Genomic DNA, 12,766 nt, shown 5'->3' on the forward strand with positions numbered 1-12,766 from the left:
CAAGGGACAGCCATGGGCCGGGGTTGGGTCGTCCTGGTCGCCGGCGGCGGGTGCCGGGGCGCGCGTTGCCTGGCGTTGGCTCCTGCCGTTCTCCCTCGGCCTGGTGTTGTTGAGCGATGCTAGCGGCATCCCGAGGATAAGAGGAAGCCCCGAAACTCAACCAGCGTGATAGACGGTGCCTATGATGACCGGGGCAGCGACCAGATGAACCTCCGCGACCTTCGCTACCTGCTGGCTTTGGCCGAGCATGGGCATTTCGGCCGCGCCGCCGAGGCCTGCGGCATCAGCCAGCCGACGCTGTCCGTGCAGCTTCGCAAGCTTGAGGAGCAACTCGGCGTCACGTTGTTCGAGCGCACCAGCAAGACGGCGGCGCCGACGGCCGCCTGCGAACGGCTGATCGGCCATGTCCGCGTGGCGGTGGCGGAGGCGGATGCGATCCTGGCCGTGGCGCGCGACCTGCGCGACCCGCTGGCCGGCCGTTTCCGGCTGGGCATCATCCCGACCTTGGCGCCCTATCTGTTGCCGCTGGTCTTCGCGCCGCTGCGCGCGGCGCTGCCGGCGCTGGAGGTGGAACCATGGGAGGACCAGACCACGGCGCTGCTCGACCGGCTGCGCGCGCATGGGCTGGATGCCGCCCTGCTGGCGACCGAGGTGGACGGGCCGGACCTGGCGAGCCAGGCGCTTTTCGCCGAGCCCTTCCTTGCCGCGCTGCCGCCGGAGCATCCGCTCGCCGGTTGCCCGATGGTGGCGGAGGCGGACCTGGCGCAGGACATCCTGGTGCTGGCGGATGGGCATTGCCTGCGCGAACAGGCGCTGGCCGCTTGCGGTCAAAGCGGCGCGCTGGGCGGGGCGCTGGGCGGCACGCTGCGTTCGGCCAGCCTGTCGACGCTGCTGAACATGGTGGCGGCCGGCTATGGGACGACGCTGATCCCCGGGTTGGCGGCGGGGGCGGCGCAGGATGCGGGGATCGTGCTGCGGCCGCTGGCGGCGCGGGCGGGGCGGGTGGTGCGCATCGCCTGGCGCACGAGCTTTCCCCGGCGCGCGGCGGTGGAGGCGGTGGGCGAGGTCATTGCCACGCGCCTGCGCGGCTTCACGGCGGGGGCTGCGGCGGGCGCCGTCTGACAGCGGGCTGGCATCGGGGGGGCTGGCATGGGGGGCCTGGCATCGGGCTGCTACAGCCGTTGATACCAGGGGCGCGGCAGCGGCGGCGCCGGGGGTGGTGAATCCGCCACCTGGCGCTGCGCCGGCATGGCGTAGGGCGGCCCGTTGGTCCAGCAATCGACCGCGCCGAGGCTGCGGGTGCAGAAGGGCGTCGGCGCCGGCGGGACATCGGTGCGGCAATAGGGCTGGCCGGCATCGACATAGGCCGAGGAACAGTCGCTGCGGGTGACCGCCGATACCACCACATCCGGAACGGTCCGGCCGATCAACATCAGCGCCCCGCCGTTCACGAACAGCATCGGGCCGATGGAATCCCCGCCGCAGCCAGCCAGCGGGAACAGCAGCAACAGGGGGCGCAGGCGCTTCACACAGGCATGAAACCCGTCCGGGCTTAACGGCCGGTAAGCGCTTCTGTATGATCCGCCCCCGCGACGCTTCCTGGATGACATACGCCTTGCCCGATATTTTCGACGAAGTGGCCGAGGACCTGCGGGCCGAACGCGCATCGCGCTTCTGGCGCCGCTACGGCACGCTGGTCGGCGCCTTCGGCATCGCGGTCGTGATCGGGGTCGGCGCCTGGCAGGGCTGGCGCTGGAACGAGCGGCGCCAGGCCGAGGGCGTGGCCGGCACCTTCCTGGCCGTGCACCAGGCGGCCGAGGCCGAGGGCGCGGACATGGCCGAAATGGCCCGCCGCTTCGGCGCCATCGCCCCGGGCGCGCCGGCGGGCTATCGCCTGCTGTCGGAACTGCGCCAGGCGGCGCTGCTGTCGGAATCCGGCGACAAGGCCCGTGCGCGGGAGATCTGGAACCATGTCGCGGCCGATGCGACCGCCGACCCGCTGTGGCGCAACCTGGCCAACCTGTTGTGGGTTCTGCATGGGCTGGACATCGATCCGCCGGCAGCACTCGACGCCCGGCTGACGCCGCTGGCCGCCGATGGCAGCCCCTGGAAGGCCAGCGCGCGCGAATTGCAGGCGCTGGTCGCGCTGCGCGCCGGGCAGACGGCGGCGGCGCGCAGCACCTTGCTGGCGCTGGCCGCCGATCCCTCGGCGCCGCAGGGCGTGCGGGACCGGGCACAGCGCGTGGCGGCACAGATCGCGGTGGCGGCACCGGGCGGCGCGGTGCCGGCCGTGGCCCAGCCCGGCCAGGCGCCCGCGGCGATCCCGCCCGCCCCGGCGGCGGCCATGACCCCGCCGGTCGCGGTCCCGGCCGCGACCTTGCCCGATCCGGCCCCGGCCGTGGTCCTGCCCGACGCGGCCCCTGCCGTGGTCCGGCCCGATCCGGCCCCGGCCGTCGTCCCGCCCGCCCCGGCCACGACGTCGGCCGATCCCGCCCCGGCCACGACTTCGGCCGATCCCGCCCCGGCCGCGACCCAGGCCGATCCGGCCGCCGCCGCGACCCCGGCCGACCCGGCCACCGCCTCGCCCGATCCGGTTCCTGCCGCGTCCCCGCCCAGCCCGCCCCCCGCCGCGTCGGGCGGCTGAGCGCGTTTCGCACAACCTTTGAACAATCTGGGGCGCACGGCAGCCGTCGATGCGCCCATGGAGCGGACTGCATGACCACCACCAGCATGGGCCGGCGCACTGCACTTCTGGGGGGCGCCACGCTGCTGTCGGGTTGCGGCGCCTTCGACAGCATTTTTGGCGAAAGCAAGCGGCCCCTGCCCGGTGACCGCCGGTCGATCAGCGGCGGCGGCGGGTCGCTGCGGGTCGATACCAGCATCGAATCCCGCCCGGTCACCTTGCCCGACCCGGTCGCCATCCCGGCCTGGCCCGTCCCCGGCGGCAATCCGGCGCATGCGCCCGGGCACGCGCTGTTGCAGGGCAACCTGGCCGAGGCCTGGCGCAGCAGCTTCGGCACCGGCACCGGCCGTCGCCAGCGCCTGGTGGTCGGCCCGGTCGTGGCCGGCGACCTGGCGGTGGTCACCGATGCCTATGGCTACGTCTCGGGCTTCGACCCCGCCCGCGGCGGCCAGCGCTGGCGGCGGGACACGCGCCCGAACGAGGATGACGCCGACAACATCGGCGCCGGCGCGATCATCGAGGGCGACACGGTCTACGTCACCACGGGCCTGGCCGAGGTGATGGCGCTCGACGCCGCGACCGGCGCCATCAAGTGGCGCGCGCGCCTGCCGACCCCCGCCCGCGGCGCGCCCGCGCTGCTGGGCAACCGGTTGTTCGTGCCGATCATCGAAAACCAGTTGCTGGCCCTGTCCACCGAGGACGGGCGGCGGCTGTGGTCGCATCGCGCGCCGCCGACCCCGGCGGTGCCCTTCGGCCTGCCGACCCCGGCGATCGAGGGCGAATTGGTGGTCGCGGGCTTCGCCTCGGGCGAATTGACCGCGATCCGGGCGACCGATGGGCGGGTGATGTGGAGCGAGGGCCTGGGGTCGTCGGGCCGCAGCGGATTGACCGATTTTTCCGGCATCCGTGGCATGCCGGTGATCGAGAATGGCTGGGTTTTCGCCACGGCCCTGTCGGGCAACACGATGGCCGTCGACCTGCGGACCGGCCGGCGCATCTGGGAACGCGATGTCGGCAGCACCGAAACCCCGGCCGTGGTCGGCGACTGGGTCTTCGTCGTCAGCCTGGCGAGCGAACTGGTCGCCCTGAGCCGCACCGACGGCCGCGTGCGCTGGATCCTGCCGCTGGACCCGGCCCCGCCGGGCAAGGAATCCGATTGGCAGCGCGCCAGTTTCGCCGCCCCGATCGTGGCGGGCGGCCGCATCATCGTGCCCGGCAGCAAGGCCGAGGCGCTGCTGGTGGACCCGGCCGAGGGCACCATCACCGGCCGGTTGCGGCTGCCGGGCGGCGTGACGCTGCCGGGGGCGGTCGTGGGGTCCGATGTCTACTTCGCGACCGACAATGCGACGCTGGTGGCGTTCCGGGGGTAGGCTTCGCCGTGACCTTGGCGCCCTGACCACCGCACGGGGTCTGGCCTCCGCATGGCTGGCATCCGCCCCGTGGCGGTGCGGCACTACCCGTTGGGGGTGAGTTTCCTGTAAGCGACGCGCATGACCACGCGCATCGCCATTGTTGGCCGACCGAATGTCGGCAAATCCACCATCTTCAATCGTCTGGCCGGGCGCAGGCTCGCCCTGGTCGACGACACGCCGGGCGTGACCCGCGACCGCAAGGAAGCGGCCACCGCCATCGGCGGGCGGCCGATCATCCTGCTGGACACGGCGGGGCTGGAGGAAGCCGATCCCGACACCATCCCCGGCCGGATGCGCGCCAGTTCGGAAACCGCGATCCGCGAGGCGGACATCATTTTGTTCGTCGTGGACGCGCGGCAGGGGCTGACGCCCACCGACCGCGCCTTTGCCCGCAAGATGCACAAGGTGCCCGCCCCCGTCATCCTGATCGCCAACAAGGCCGAGGGCCGTGGCGGCGCCAATCTGGCGATGGAGGCCTATGAACTCGGCCTGGGCGATCCCATCGCCGTCTCGGCCGAACATGGCGAGGGGTTTGGCGGGCTGCTGGATACCATCGTGGCCCTGCTGCCGGATGAGGAAGTGGAGCGCCCCGACAAGGACCGCCCGCTGCGCCTGGCGATCGTCGGCCGCCCGAATGCCGGCAAGTCCACCCTGCTGAACGCGCTGGTCGGCGAGGACCGGATGATCACCGGCCCGGAACCCGGGCTGACGCGCGATGCCGTCGCGGTCGAATGGGTGGACGACACGGGCGGCAAGGTGCGCCTGGTGGACACGGCCGGGCTGCGCAAGAAGGCGCGGGTCGAGGAGAATTTGGAAAAGATGTCCACCGGCGCCTCGATCGGGGCGCTGAAGGAATGCGAGGTCGCGGTCCTGGTGCTGGACGCGCTGTTGGGCCTGGAACAGCAGGACCTGAACATCGCGCGGCTGGCCGAGCGTGAGGGCCGGGCCATCGTGCTGGCGCTGAACAAGTGGGACGCGGTGCCCGACCGCAATGTGGCCCGCAAGGCGATCGAGGATGTGCTGCAAACCTCTCTGGCGCAGCTCAAGGGCATCACCGTGGTGCCGATGAGTGCGGCGACCGGGGCGGGTGTCGAAAAGCTGATGCCGGCGGTGCGCGCGACCTATGAACGCTGGAACCGTCGCATCGGCACGGGCGAGTTGAACCGCTGGTTCGAGATGGTGAAGGAACGCCACCAGCCGCCGCTGGTCGATGGGCGCCGCATCAAGCTGCGCTACCTGACCATGCCCAAGGCGCGGCCGCCGACGATCGTGGTGTTCGGCACGCGGGCTGAGACGCTGCCGGATGATTGGCAGCGCTACATGGTCAACGCGTTCCGGGAAAAATTCGACATGGGCGGCGTGCCGATCCGGGTGCAGTTGCGGGGCAGCGAGAACCCGTATGCGGAGGACGACGCCTAGGCTTTCTTCTCCCAACCGCGTTCGCCTTGCTGCCAATAGGCAAGGCCGTGGCCGGCGTCTTTCCATTGCCGCCAGCGCGACCGTGCGGCGGCGACGGCCAATTCGTCCTGGCCGTCGAACAGGTCGAAGACGCGGTCATACTCCGCGACCCGTTGGCTGGTCGCGCCATCGGCCAGGAACAGGAAGCGCGCGCCATTGGGGGCGGGGGCGTCGTCGGTCGTCAGCCAGATCGGTTGCAGGTCGGCGTCGCGGGTGCCGTGGGGTAGCCAGTCGGGGTCGCTGACCGTCCATAGCGCCTGGTCGAGGGCGGACAGCCGTTCGGGGCTGCCGACCAACACGACCGCGCGCCCGCCTTGGTCCAGCACGCGGCCGAGCAGGCGCGGCAGGGCCTGTTCCAGGCTGCTGCGGGTCAGGTGGTAGAAGGCGATGTCGGTCATCAGGCCCGGTCGGCGTGCTCAAAGCGTGCCGCCGCCAGCGCATCCAGCAGCCGCACGCCAAAGCCGGTCGCCCCGGCGGGGCCGCGCCAATCGGCCTCCTCCCGCGATTCCACCCCGGCGATGTCCAGGTGGACCCAGGGGATGCCCTCGGCAAAATGCCGCAGGAAGGCGGCGGCGTGGCAGGCATCGGGTTGCAGCCTGCCCGTCGCGCATTGCCGCAGGTCGGCGATCTGGCTTTTCAGCGGTTCCTCGTGCCCGGCCGCGATGGGCATGTGCCAGACCGCATCGCCTGTTGCCTCGCCAGCCGCGCCCACCTGGGCCAGCAGGGGTGGGTCAGTGCCGAACATGCCGGCGCGGTGGTGGCCAAGGGCGGTGACGATGCTGCCCGTCAGGGTCGCCAGGTCGACCAGGGCGGCGGGGTGTTCGTGCCGCACCGCCCAGGCCAGGGCATCGGCCAGGACCATGCGGCCCTCGGCATCGGTGTCGATGGTTTCGACCGTGCGGCCGGACAGGGTGCGGATGACGTCGCCCGGGCGCCAGGCGTTCGCGCCGGGCATGTTCTCGGCCAGGGCGAGTACGGCGGTCACGGGGGCGGGGGACTGGCGCAGCGCCAGGGCCAGCAGCGCGCCGGCGCAGGCGGCGGCACCCGCCATGTCGGCGCGCATGTCCTCCATGCCGGCGGCGGGTTTGATGCTGATGCCGCCGGTGTCGAAGGTCATGCCCTTGCCGACCAGCACCAGCGGATCGCCCCCGGCCGACCCGGCCCAACGCAGAATCGCCAGGCACGGCGGGTTCGCCGAGGCCTGGCCGACCGCCAGGATGGCCCCGGCACCGGCCTTGGCCAGGGCGTCGACCCCCAGGATGTCGACGGACATCCCGAAGCGTTCCAGGCGCCGCAGCCGGGCGGCAAAACGCTCGGGCGTCAGGATATTGGCGGGTTCGGTGACCAGGGTGCGGCAGAAGCCGACCCCGGCCAGGACGGCCTGCATGGCCAAAAAATCTTCGGCCAGGTCGTCCGGGTCGCCGACATGCAGGATCAGCCGCGGCCGTTTTGGCAGCGGCGCCTTGCGCCGGATGGGGGGTGTCCAGGCGCGCAGGGCGGCGCCGGTCGCGACGGCGATGGCGTCGGCGGGGTCCAGCCCGCGCAGGTCCAGCGCGATGCGCCGTGCCGGGCCGTCAACCGGCGGCGGCGTGGCGTCGAGCAGCGCCATCGCCTCACCCCCCGCGCGTTCCCAGGCACTGGTCCCGGCCCCCGCCAGCACCAGGTCGGGGAAGCCGGGCGCCGAGACGCGCGCCACCTGCCCCGCAGCACCCAGAAACCCGGCGGCGGCGGCGACGTCGGCCAGCGCCGCCGGGATGGCGCCGGTGGCGATCGGCAGCACGGTGGTGCGCCCCGGCTTGGGCGCATCGCCGCGCAGGCGCAGCCGGGGGATGCCGGTTTTCACGGGGCGTCAGGCGTCCTCGTCATGATCCGCGACCAGCCGGTCCAGCAGCCGCACGCCATAGGCGGTGGCCCCCTTGGGGATGGTCGGCGCGTCCTTGCTGCTCCAGGCGGTGCCGGCGATGTCCAGGTGCGCCCAGGGGGTGCCGGGTTCGATGAAGCGCTGGATGAACTGGGCGGCGGTGATGCTGCCGCCGGCACGGCCGCCGCCGATGTTCTTCATGTCGGCGATGTCGGATTTCAGCCCCTTGTCATAGGCCTCGCCCAGCGGCATCCGCCACACCGCCTCACCAGTCACCAGCCCCGCCGCCGTCAGTTTTTGCGCCAGCTCGTCATTGTTGCTGAACAGCCCGGCATGTTCGTGGCCGAGGGCGACGATGATCGCGCCCGTCAGGGTCGCCAGGTCGACGATGTATTTCGGCGCGAACTGCTTTTGCGCATACCAAAGCACGTCGGCCAGGACGAGGCGGCCCTCGGCGTCGGTGTTCAGCACTTCGATCGTCTGGCCGGAGGCGCTGGTGACCACGTCACCCGGGCGTTGGGCGGTGCCGGACGGCATGTTCTCGACCAGCCCGACCAGGCCGACCGCATCGACCTTCGCCTTGCGGCCGGCCAGCGCCGCCATCAGGCCGATGACGCAGCCGGCGCCGGCCATGTCCCACTTCATGTCCTCCATGCCGCCGGCCGGCTTGATGCTGATGCCGCCGGTGTCGAAGGTGACGCCCTTGCCCACGAAGCAGACCGGCGGCGTGCCCTTCTTCTTGGTCCCGTGCCAGCGCATGACGACCATGCGGGCCTCGATCTCCGAGCCCATCGCGACGCCGAGCAGCGCGCCGAAGCCGAGCTTCTTCATCTCCTTCGGGCCGAGGATTTCCACCTCGACGCCGAGCTTGGTCAGCGCCTTGCAGCGTTCGGCCATTTCGACCGGGTGCAGCACGTTCGGCGGTTCGGCGACGAGTTCGCGGCTGAGGAAGACGCCATCGGCGACGGCGCGCAGCGGCGCCCAGGCGGATTTGGCGGCCGGGACGCCGGAGGTCGCGATGGCGATCTTTTCCGCCTTCGGCTTGTCCTCGGGCTTCTGGGTGGTGCGGTATTTGTCGAAGCGCCAGGCGCGCAGGGTCAGGCCCATGGCGATGCGCGCGGCCTCGGCCGGGGTCAGCGTGTCGGCGGCGATCGTGACGTCGGTCGCGGAGGAGACGGCGGGCCAGGCGGTGCCGCCGGCGGCCTCCAGCGCTTCCGGCGTCACGTCGGCGGGTTTGCCGAGGCCGACCAGGACCACCCGCGCCAGCCCGGCGCCGGGGGCGTAGAGCGTCGTGGTCTGGGCCTTGCGGCCGGTGAAGGCGGCGGCCTCGATCCCGCGCGCGATGGCGCCGGAGGTCGCGGCATCGGCATCGGCCGCGAGGCCGGTCAGGGCAACGCCTTCGGGCACCAGCAGCACGAGCGCGCCGCCACGGGGCAGGGTGGGCTTGATGAAGGCGATCTCGGGCATTTGGCACTCCGGGGGCGGCTGGCTGTTGGGCGCAGTCTAGCGGAGCGCCACGGCACAGGAAGGGGCGGGGTCGCCGTGCGCCGCGCGCGCGCGTATGCAGCGCCCATGATGACCCTGACGCTATCGCCCGGCCAGATCGACGAAGCGGCGGCGCTGTTGCGCGGCGGCGCGCTGGTCGGCTTCCCGACCGAGACCGTCTATGGCCTCGGCGCCGACGCGCGCAACGCGACCGCCGTCGCGGGGATTTTCAGCGCCAAGGGCCGGCCGCATTTCAACCCGCTGATCTGCCATTTGCCGGATGCCGATGCGGCCTTTGCCGAGGTTTTGCCCGACGACCGTGCCCGCGCGTTGGCTGCCGCCTTCTGGCCCGGCCCGCTGTCGCTGGTGCTGCCGCGCCGCGCGGATTGCCGGGTGGACCTGCTGGCCGGGGCGGGGCTGGACACGCTGGCCGTGCGGGTGCCGGACCATCCCATGGCGCTGGCGCTGCTGCGCGCAGCGGGGGTGCCGGTCGCGGCCCCTTCGGCCAACCGGTCGGGTGAGGTTTCGCCGACCACGGCGGCGCATGTGCTGCAGGGCCTGGGCGGGCGCATCGCCGCGGTGCTGGATGGCGGACCCTGCGCCGTGGGGCTGGAAAGTGCCGTGCTGGACCTGACCGGGCGGCAGGCCGTGCTGCTGCGCCCGGGGGGCGTGGCGGCGGAGGCGATCGAGGCGGTGATCGGCCCCGTCGGCCGCCCGCTGCCGCTGTCCGCCGCCGAGGCCAGCCGGTCGCTGCGCAGCCCGGGGATGATGCTGTCGCACTACGCCCCCAGCCTGCCTGTCCGGCTGATGGCCGGCGACGTTGGCGCGGAGGAGGCGCTGCTGGCTTTTGGTCCGCCGCTGCCTGGTGCGGGGGCCGTCTGGCAATTGAGCGAGGCGGGCGATGTGGTCGAGGCCGCGACCCGTTTGTTTGCCGGGCTGCGCTGGCTGGATGCGGAGGGCGCGCGGCGCGGCCTGTCGGGCATCGCCGCGATGCCGGTGCCGGACCACGGGCTGGGGGCTGCGATCAACGACCGCCTGGCCCGCGCGGCGGCGCCACGCTGAAACGGCTTGGATGTCTGGTCCCGGCATTTGGTGGGTTGGGTCAAGATTGCATGGGGTTGGCTCGGCTGCACAGGTTTTGCAGGTGGGCTCGTCGGGCGTGAGGCCTTTGGGGGTCGAACAATCCGTTGCCTGACTTCGACAGCAGAGAGATAAAATAGTCCCTATCGCGGCGCGCGAGCCCTCTCCCCCAAACCGTCATGAGGCATTCAAAGCGCGAATCCTGGAGCGGTCATCATCGCTACGCGGTTGGCTTCATGATGTAGCAGCGGGCGCACGCGGGCCGCGCGGATATGCTGCCGCAAAATCTCCTCGGCCTTGGGGAAACGCCGCGCTTCCGGCGCGGCCATGATCGCCAGATGGTCGTTCCACGGCGTGTCGTCCACAACCGGCCCAAACCCATCAAGGCCGCGCTTGAGCCCGGTCTTGTCAAAGATCGTAACGAGGCTGTGGCTCAGGACGGTATTTTCCACGAAGCTCGCCAGGGATCCGACGCCGGAGGCCCCGGCAGCCAGCGTTGAGCTGTGTCAGGCAGGGCAGGCGAGGCATGCCTTCTCTCCCCAGTGCAGTGGGCCTGTGGGGTAGCGCTTCGGCAACGCCTTGATTTGCCTTCTGTCCCTGGAGTTTCCTCATGGGGACGTTTCGCTGGCGGTGGACGCAGTCAGCTGCGAACGCGTCTCTGCACCGCGACGCCCGCTTTTCCCTGTTCCGTGCCGATAACAGGGATTTTGGAGGCGTTTCAGCCTTGGGTGACTCATCGCGGGCCTTTAAGCCACTGATAAGACGTGTCTGTACCTGAGAAAGTGGGCAAAGCCCCGGCTGAATAACAGGGAAGCTATGACGCGATATCAGGCTGTTTTCAGCGGCCGATTATCAAATCGCGTGGATCTTGGAGTGAAATTTGCGGGATTTCTCAGCCGAGCCGGGATGGAGACACCGAATTCCGGGACGGCAAGGTTTCGTTCTGGGATGTGGGAGCCGTCGTGTGGGATGGTGAAGGCATCTCATGAGATGCGGATCGGCCAATCTGTCCTGACCTGCGGCCTCTTCTGGGAAATCGGATCGAGAATGGGGATGGATCTGCTTTGCCAGGGATGCGAGCCAGGCGAAGGTCTTTGATCCGGGCGAGTTCGTGCTGCTTTCTGCTGGTGGAGCATGCGCCGAAGGTGCTGATCGTGCTGCGCGCCTTGTGCGAGCGGCGCGACGAGCCGCCGAAAGTGGCGTGATGGATGCCCGCCGTGCTGGGGCACCGCTTAGGACGCTCACACAAGCCGGTGTCGTCTCGGCGGGGGCATTCAGATCATCCGGCGCGTTTCACTGGCGTCTTAGATACTCTTATTTCGCCTTACGGGGCATCCTAGCCGGGCGTCATCGCTCCCAACGAGTCTGTCCCGGCTGGCACCTTCCGAGGGAGGCTTCCACCAAACGCCCCCGTAGGGTGACGGGCGTCAGGGGGCACCAGACACCGGTGGTGACCATTCAGCCTCGTCGGGGCGTATGCCAAAGAGACGGGCGGAGCCACCGCATCTTGCCATGGTGCATTCTAATGCAGGCGTCCCACAGCCACCATGACCGCGCCCAGTGACGTCTAGTCGTTAGCACGCCCGGTTTCCAGCGCTTAGTGAGGGAGCACCGGCATGCGGTTCACCGCCGCGCGCGTGGTTCAGCGTCCGCACAGCCGACGCGAAGGTCCTCCGGACTTTGCTGCCAACGGGTCTGCCGGGTCCATCAGCGACGCTCGCGTGGGGTCCCCCTGATAGCCGGGTGGCGCCTGAAAAGCGTCCCCGAACGTCTCCACTTCGACCGAGGCGGGTGCGTACTCCCCCAATATCACGAAGGGGGGCTGATGCGCCTTAGCCCTGTGGGCGCCGGTATCGGTAACGGTGGATGTCGCCAGCAGGGATAGCTATGCTGACGCTGTAGTCAGGTCCACGGTGTCGTTTCGTGGCTGAACATCCCGCCCTGGTAGCGGGACTTTGGTGAAGGTCGTTGCGCCCCCTTCCTGGCTACCTCGTTCCTGCACCCCGAACGTAGATCGCATGCCTGACCGGAACCGCCCCGTTTCGGTCGCATCTGATGCGCCTGGATGTCCCGGCGGGGATACCTATGCTGACGCTGTAGCCAGGTCCACGGTGTCGTTTCGTGGCTGGGCAGCCCGCCCTGGTAGCGGGAACCTGGTGGAGGGAGTTGCGCCCCCTTCCTGGCTGCAGTCTCGCGCAGCCGGAAGTTTGGTTGTGATGCACCAACCATCTGCTGCATCATGCGCTCGGCGCGCCGCGACACGGTGTTATTCTCCCTGCCGTTGGACCGCTCTCGGGCGGGACCGCTATGTGGGGTTCGCGGGAGGCCCCACCGGCGCGCCACTTCCTCCTTCAAAAGCGGTTTCAGTGGCCATTTAGACCCGTTCAAGATGCCTCCGATCCTAGCCCGGGCATGCTGGCTAGCCCTCTTCTGAAGCGCTACGGTGTCCCTGACGGGTTGTGACGAGGCGATATTCTCCCGACCTCAGGACCGCCTTCGGGCGGGTTCATATTGTGGGGTTCACTGGGAGGCCCCACCATCCCGTCGCTTCCCCCGCGCAATCACGTCACTCAAGGCGTCACGATCAATTCCGCCGTGCCCCGCGACACGTTCGAGGCGCCGGCCGCATCACGATCCGCATTCACGACACGCAATCCCGCCGCCTCCAGCAAGGGGGGCACAAGCAGCTGCGTCGGCGTCACATTCAGCGGTTCGCGATTGTCCTGCGTGAAGTTCATCATGGATCGGGCTGGTGAACCTAACCTACAACGTCCGCCGGTTTGTCTG

Annotated in this window: 11 protein-coding genes; 5 read left to right on the forward strand and 6 right to left on the reverse strand. The window is 70.4% G+C overall.

What is annotated here, in order from left to right:
* The first annotated feature begins 204 nt into the window (after positions 1–204).
* A complete protein-coding gene (locus ACQW02_RS26630; protein ID WP_431282941.1) occupies positions 205–1,122 on the forward strand; it encodes a LysR substrate-binding domain-containing protein in 918 nt (305 codons plus the stop codon).
* Positions 1,123–1,172: 50 nt separating this feature from the next.
* On the opposite strand, the gene ACQW02_RS26635 is transcribed toward ACQW02_RS26630, so the two are convergent.
* Positions 1,173–1,529, reverse strand: coding sequence for a hypothetical protein (locus ACQW02_RS26635; protein ID WP_431282942.1), 357 nt, complete (start codon positions 1,527–1,529; stop codon positions 1,173–1,175).
* Positions 1,530–1,603: 74 nt separating this feature from the next.
* Between ACQW02_RS26635 and ACQW02_RS26640 the strand changes: the two genes are divergently transcribed.
* The 3 genes from ACQW02_RS26640 to der all read left to right on the forward strand — a co-directional run bounded on the left by ACQW02_RS26640 (position 1,604) and on the right by der (position 5,514).
* Positions 1,604–2,644: a tetratricopeptide repeat protein gene (locus ACQW02_RS26640; protein WP_431282943.1), complete on the forward strand. Its 1,041-nt coding sequence runs from the start codon at positions 1,604–1,606 to the stop codon at positions 2,642–2,644.
* A 71-nt stretch (positions 2,645–2,715) separates the two neighbouring features.
* Positions 2,716–4,053 carry a PQQ-binding-like beta-propeller repeat protein gene (locus ACQW02_RS26645; RefSeq protein WP_431282944.1) on the forward strand — a complete coding sequence of 446 codons (1,338 nt, stop codon included), beginning with the start codon at positions 2,716–2,718 and terminating at the stop codon, positions 4,051–4,053.
* Between the two features lie 120 nt (positions 4,054–4,173).
* A complete protein-coding gene (gene der / locus ACQW02_RS26650) occupies positions 4,174–5,514 on the forward strand; it encodes a ribosome biogenesis GTPase Der (protein ID WP_431282945.1) in 1,341 nt (446 codons plus the stop codon).
* Here the strand turns inward: der and ACQW02_RS26655 are convergent.
* Genes ACQW02_RS26655 through ACQW02_RS26665 form a run of 3 tightly spaced genes read right to left on the reverse strand, consistent with a single transcriptional unit; the run spans position 5,511 to position 8,881 of the window.
* Positions 5,511–5,951 carry a DNA polymerase III subunit chi gene (locus ACQW02_RS26655; RefSeq protein WP_431282946.1) on the reverse strand — a complete coding sequence of 147 codons (441 nt, stop codon included), beginning with the start codon at positions 5,949–5,951 and terminating at the stop codon, positions 5,511–5,513. The two genes, der and ACQW02_RS26655, sit on opposite strands and share 4 nt — an antisense overlap.
* The gene (locus ACQW02_RS26660) at positions 5,951–7,396 is read right to left on the reverse strand and encodes a leucyl aminopeptidase family protein (RefSeq protein ID WP_431282947.1); all 1,446 of its coding nucleotides are present in this window, start codon (positions 7,394–7,396) and stop codon (positions 5,951–5,953) included. The genes ACQW02_RS26655 and ACQW02_RS26660 overlap by 1 nt, the downstream gene beginning before the upstream one ends.
* A gap of 6 nt (positions 7,397–7,402) precedes the next feature.
* A complete protein-coding gene (locus tag ACQW02_RS26665) occupies positions 7,403–8,881 on the reverse strand; it encodes a leucyl aminopeptidase (protein ID WP_431282948.1) in 1,479 nt (492 codons plus the stop codon).
* A 108-nt stretch (positions 8,882–8,989) separates the two neighbouring features.
* On the opposite strand from ACQW02_RS26665, the gene ACQW02_RS26670 reads away from it, so the two are divergent.
* Complete coding sequence (locus tag ACQW02_RS26670; RefSeq protein ID WP_431285974.1) at positions 8,990–9,961, forward strand: L-threonylcarbamoyladenylate synthase; 972 nt, start codon at positions 8,990–8,992, stop codon at positions 9,959–9,961.
* 206 nt (positions 9,962–10,167) lie between these two features.
* Here the strand turns inward: ACQW02_RS26670 and ACQW02_RS26675 are convergent, their stop codons facing one another.
* Both ACQW02_RS26675 and ACQW02_RS26680 read right to left on the reverse strand, forming a co-directional pair.
* On the reverse strand, positions 10,168–10,431 hold the full coding sequence (locus ACQW02_RS26675; protein ID WP_431282949.1) for a hypothetical protein: 264 nt from the start codon (positions 10,429–10,431) through the stop codon (positions 10,168–10,170).
* 2,118 nt (positions 10,432–12,549) lie between these two features.
* The gene (locus ACQW02_RS26680; RefSeq protein ID WP_431282950.1) at positions 12,550–12,720 is read right to left on the reverse strand and encodes a Mu-like prophage major head subunit gpT family protein; all 171 of its coding nucleotides are present in this window, start codon (positions 12,718–12,720) and stop codon (positions 12,550–12,552) included.
* Positions 12,721–12,766: the final 46 nt, after the last annotated feature.

It is taken from the genome of Humitalea sp. 24SJ18S-53, assembly GCF_050632385.1.
In the GTDB taxonomy this organism is placed as follows: domain Bacteria; phylum Pseudomonadota; class Alphaproteobacteria; order Acetobacterales; family Acetobacteraceae; genus Humitalea.

Bases quoted from the DNA above. Each gene is read 5' to 3' on its own strand.
- ACQW02_RS26630 (WP_431282941.1), top strand. From the start codon at position 205: ATGAACCTCCGCGACCTTCGCTACCTGCTGGCTTTGGCCGAGCATGGG.
- ACQW02_RS26640 (WP_431282943.1), top strand. From the start codon at position 1,604: ATGACATACGCCTTGCCCGATATTTTCGACGAAGTGGCCGAGGACCTG.
- ACQW02_RS26645 (WP_431282944.1), top strand. From the start codon at position 2,716: ATGACCACCACCAGCATGGGCCGGCGCACTGCACTTCTGGGGGGCGCC.
- der (WP_431282945.1), top strand. From the start codon at position 4,174: ATGACCACGCGCATCGCCATTGTTGGCCGACCGAATGTCGGCAAATCC.
- ACQW02_RS26655 (WP_431282946.1), bottom strand. From the start codon at position 5,951: ATGACCGACATCGCCTTCTACCACCTGACCCGCAGCAGCCTGGAACAG.
- ACQW02_RS26665 (WP_431282948.1), bottom strand. From the start codon at position 8,881: ATGCCCGAGATCGCCTTCATCAAGCCCACCCTGCCCCGTGGCGGCGCG.
- ACQW02_RS26670 (WP_431285974.1), top strand. From the start codon at position 8,990: ATGACCCTGACGCTATCGCCCGGCCAGATCGACGAAGCGGCGGCGCTG.
- ACQW02_RS26680 (WP_431282950.1), bottom strand. From the start codon at position 12,720: ATGATGAACTTCACGCAGGACAATCGCGAACCGCTGAATGTGACGCCG.